This is a genomic window from Streptomyces globisporus (assembly GCF_003501885.1).
Classification (GTDB): Bacteria; Actinomycetota; Actinomycetes; order Streptomycetales; family Streptomycetaceae; genus Streptomyces; species Streptomyces globisporus_D.
Genome location: NZ_QWFA01000312.1, coordinates 1 through 4360, shown reverse-complemented (window position 1 = coordinate 4360; position 4360 = coordinate 1). Strand labels below are relative to the sequence as shown.

Genomic DNA, 4360 nt, shown 5'->3' with positions numbered 1-4360 from the left:
TCCGAGGAGCCCACCGTGTCCCTCCCCCGCCGCCCACCCGCCCTGCTCGCCGCACCGCTCCTCGCCCTGGCCCTGCTGCTCACCGGCTGCTCCTCCGGCGCCGCTCCGGAGAAGGCTCCGGTCGGCGTCCCGGGGCAGGGCGCCGCGGGCCCGCAGTCCGACGCCGCGTCCGCGCTCCGGTCCTCCCCCAGCCCGGTGCCCGCCCCGAGCCCCGCCGAGATCCCGGGCCTGGGACCGGAGACCCTGGCCCAGATCCCCGCCGAGGCCCGGCAGGCATTCGTGGTCACCGGCGAGGAGGCCGACTCCTACCGCTCCAGCGCGGTCCTGTACAGCCGCGCGGACCCGGCACACGGCTGGGAGCCGGTCGCGGGACCCTGGCCGGCCCACAACGGCATGGAGGGCTGGACGGACTATCACGTGGCGGGCGACCGGAGATCGCCCACGGGCGTCTACACCCTCACCGACGCGGGCGGCCGGCTCCCCGACCCCGGGGCGCTGCTGCCGTACGACGAGCACCCACGGTTCGCGGTGGACGGCGAGGGCTTCTTCGGCGAGCCGCTGGAGGGCTCCTTCGACTACGTCGTCGCGATCAACTACAACCGCACCGAGGGCGTCAGCCCCCTGAACCGCACCCGTCCGCTCGGCCTCGAACGCGGCGGCGGCATCTGGATCCACGTCGACCACGACGGCCCGACCCAGGGCTGCGTCTCCGTCCCCGAGGAGCGCATGGAGGAACTCCTGCGCACCCTGGACCCCGAGATGAACCCGGTGATCGTGATGGGGGATGCCGAGTCGTTGAGGCGGTGACGGGCGGACGGGTAGGGGCCGAGTGCGTACGCTGGGAAATCGAGGGCGGATCATCGAGTGGCTGACGCGCCTGTGCCTGCAGGCGGATCCGAACCCATAACTCCACGCCTACCGGGGGCTGCGGATCGGGACAGATGGCGAGAGCGACGCTCGGGCCGACGCCGCGCTCGCTCCGGTCGAACTGGGTGGGCTGAACCCGCGCCGCAACGCGAGGAGCCCGGGACCGCTGTTCGCGGTTCCGGGCTCCCGGCGTATGTACGGAGGGGTTACGCCGGCTTCTCCTCCAGACGCGGGAACAGCACTGCGCCCTTCGTCACCGTCGCGCCCGCGGGCAGGACGCCCCACGTGCCCGCGTCCTGGACCTTCTGGTCGGCCAGGGCACCCAGGGACTCCTCGGCGCCCAGGGACTCCCAGAGCTTCTGCGAGGTCTCCGGCATCACCGAGTTGAGCAGCACCGCGACCCCGCGCAGCGACTCGGCGGCCGTGTAGAGGATGGTCGCCAGGCGGGCCTGGCCCTCCGGGGTGGTGTCCTTGGCCACCTTCCACGGCTCCTGCTCCGTGATGTAGCCGTTGACCTGCTTCACGAAGTCGAAGATCGCCAGGATGCCGCCCTGGAAGTCCAGCTCCTCGCCGATCTTCCGGTCGGCCGTCGCCACGGCCTTCGCCAGCCCGTCCCGTACGGCCTGCTCGGCGTCACCGGCGGCCGTGTCCTCCGGCAGCGCCCCGCTGAAGTACTTGCCGACCATCGCCGCCACGCGCGAGGCGAGGTTGCCGTAGTCGTTGGCCAGCTCGGAGGTGTAGCGGGCGGAGAAGTCCTCCCAGGAGAACGACCCGTCGCTGCCGTAGGAGATGGCCCGCAGGAAGTACCAGCGGTACGCGTCCACGCCGAAGTGCGAGGTCAGGTCCTGCGGCTTGATGCCGGTCAGGTTCGACTTGGACATCTTCTCGCCGCCGACCATCAGCCAGCCGTTGGCGACGACCTTGCCCGGCAGCGGCAGACCCTGCGCCATCAGCATCGCGGGCCAGATCACCGAGTGGAAGCGGAGGATGTCCTTGCCGATCAGGTGCACGTTCGCCGGGAACGTACCGTCGAACTTCTCCTGGTTGGCGCCGTAGCCCACCGCCGTCGCGTAGTTGAGCAGCGCGTCGACCCACACGTAGATGACGTGCTTGGGGTCCCACGGCACCGGGACGCCCCAGTCGAACGTCGAGCGCGAGATCGACAGGTCCTGCAGGCCCTGCTCGACGAAGTTCACGACCTCGTTGCGCGCCGACTCGGGCTGGATGAAGTCCGGGTTCGCCGCGTAGAACTCCAGCAGCTTCGGGCCGTACTCACTGAGCTTGAAGAAGTAGTTCTCCTCCTTGAGGAGCTCCACCGGCTTCTTGTGGATCGGGCAGAGCTTCTGACCGGCGAACTCGCCCTCGCCGTCGATCAGATCGCCGGGGAGCTTGTATTCCTCGCAGCCCACGCAGTACGGGCCCTCGTACCCGCCCTTGTAGATCTCGCCCTTGTCGTACAGGTCCTGCACGAACTCCTGCACCCGGTCGGTGTGCCGCTTCTCCGTCGTCCGGATGAAGTCGTCGTTCGCGATGTTGAGGTGCTCCCAGAGGGGCTTCCACGCCTCCTCGACGAGCTTGTCCGCCCAGGCCTGCGGAGTCACCTCGTTCGCCTCGGCCGTGCGCATGATCTTCTGACCGTGCTCGTCCGTGCCGGTGAGGTACCACACCTTCTCGCCGCGCTGGCGGTGCCAGCGCGTGAGCACGTCGCCTGCGACGGTCGTGTAGGCGTGGCCCAGGTGAGGAGCGTCGTTGACGTAGTAGATGGGGGTCGAGACGTAGAACGCCGTCGCCCCCTGCTTCTCGGATCCAGTGGCCGCCATGGTCGAAATCCTAACGGCCCGATCAAGATCCACTCACATCGATAAACGGCGGCCGGTGTGCGGACGGAGGAAGGCCCTCCGGTGGAGAGCTTTGCGAAACATCCCCTCACGTAATGGTTCCCGTAGGAAAGTCGCATCCTGGGAGGGAGCGGACAAGCGTGCACGAGGCAGGGGACATCACGATGCGGGTACTGGTCGCCGAGGACGAGGAGATCCTCGCGGAGCTGGTCGCCACCGGACTGCGCCGGGCCGGGTTCGCCGTCGACACCGTGTACAGCGGGGACGCGGCCCTCGCCTATCTCGGCCTCCACGACTACGACGTCGTCGTCCTCGACCGCGACCTCCCCCGGGTCCACGGCGACGACGTGGCCCGCCGCCTGGTCGCCTCCGGCTCCCGCACCCGGATCCTGATGCTCACCGCCTCGGGCGCCACGGAGGACCGGGTCGCCGGGCTTGACCTGGGGGCCGACGACTACGTGGCCAAGCCGTTCGAGTTCCCCGAGCTGGTCTCCCGGGTACGCGCCCTGCGCCGGCGCAGCGCCCGGCCCGTACCTCCCCAACTGGAGCGTTACGGCATCCGGCTCGACACCGTACGGCGCTCGGCGCTCCGCGACGGCCGGGACCTGGACCTCTCCCCGAAGGAGTTCACCGTGCTGCAACTGCTCCTGGAGGCCGACGGCGGCACGGTCAGCGCGGAAGAGCTGCTGGAGCGGGCCTGGGACGCCAACGCCGACCCCTTCACGGGGGCTGTACGCGTCTGCATGAGCAAGCTCCGCGCCAAGCTCGGCGAGCCCGCGCTGATCCGCACCGTGCAGGGCGTCGGGTACGCCCTGTGAAGCGGCCGTCCCCGCTGCGGCGGCCGGCGGACGCCTCGAAGCTGCCGCACTCGACGATCCGCACCCGCATCGCCCTCGTGTACGGCGGCGTCTTCCTGGTGCTCGGCACGGCCCTGCTGGCCACCGTGAACCTGGCCTCCCGCGCCGGGACGGAGACCGAGGCGCGGGCCATCGCCTCCACGGCTGTGGTCGTCGTCCCGCCCGGGTACTCCGTGAACGGTCCCTTCATCGCCCGCGGCTCCACCGGATCTCCCAGCGCCTACGAACTCACCGACCACGTCAGCGACGCGGCGGGCAAGCAGCTCCTGAACTGGTCGTTCGCCGCGCTGCTCGTGATGACGGCGGGCGCGGTCGGGGTGGGCTGGTGGATAGCGGGCCGGGTGCTGCGGCCCGTCCACGCGATGACCGCGAAGGCCCGCCGGCTCTCCGAGAAGACCCTGCACGAGCGGATCGCGTCCAGCGGCCCGGACGACGAGCTGAAGGAGCTGGGCGAGACGCTGGACGCGCTGCTGGGCCGCCTGGAGAAGGCGTTCGACAGCCAGCGGAGATTCATCGCGAACGCCTCGCACGAGCTGCGGACCCCGCTGGCCACCCAGCGCGCCGCGATCCAGATCGGTCTGGACGATCCGTCGCCCGAGGACCTCGTCCGCACCCGGCAGACCCTGCTGGACACCAACCGGCGCAGCGAGCGGCTCATCGAGGGGCTGCTCGTGCTGGCCCGCAGCGAACGGGGCCTGGCGGCGGACGAGCGCGAGGTGGTCCGCCTCGATCAGGTGGTCAGGGAGGAGTCGGCCCGCTATCCGGTGCTACGGGGCGGGGGCGGGGGCGGCGACGGCC

The 4360-nt window shown here is 70.6% G+C and carries 4 protein-coding genes; 3 read left to right on the top strand and 1 reads right to left on the bottom strand.

The features are described 5' to 3' along the window. Positions 1-15 precede the first annotated feature (15 nt). Positions 16-807, top strand: coding sequence for a L,D-transpeptidase family protein (locus D3105_RS32645; protein WP_118906446.1), 792 nt, complete (start codon positions 16-18; stop codon positions 805-807). 266 nt (positions 808-1073) lie between these two features. On the opposite strand, the gene metG is transcribed toward D3105_RS32645, so the two are convergent. Then, entirely contained in the window at positions 1074-2687 is a 1614-nt protein-coding gene (gene metG, locus D3105_RS32635) for a methionine--tRNA ligase (protein WP_118906445.1), read from the bottom strand. 182 nt (positions 2688-2869) lie between these two features. Between metG and D3105_RS32630 the strand changes: the two genes are divergently transcribed. Both D3105_RS32630 and D3105_RS32625 read left to right on the top strand, forming a co-directional pair. Beyond that, the gene (locus D3105_RS32630; RefSeq protein WP_165891127.1) at positions 2870-3523 is read left to right on the top strand and encodes a response regulator transcription factor; all 654 of its coding nucleotides are present in this window, start codon (positions 2870-2872) and stop codon (positions 3521-3523) included. Continuing rightward, positions 3520-4360 (top strand): histidine kinase dimerization/phospho-acceptor domain-containing protein (locus D3105_RS32625; protein ID WP_118906443.1); only part of this gene is annotated, 841 nt, incomplete at its 3' end. The genes D3105_RS32630 and D3105_RS32625, both read left to right, overlap by 4 nt.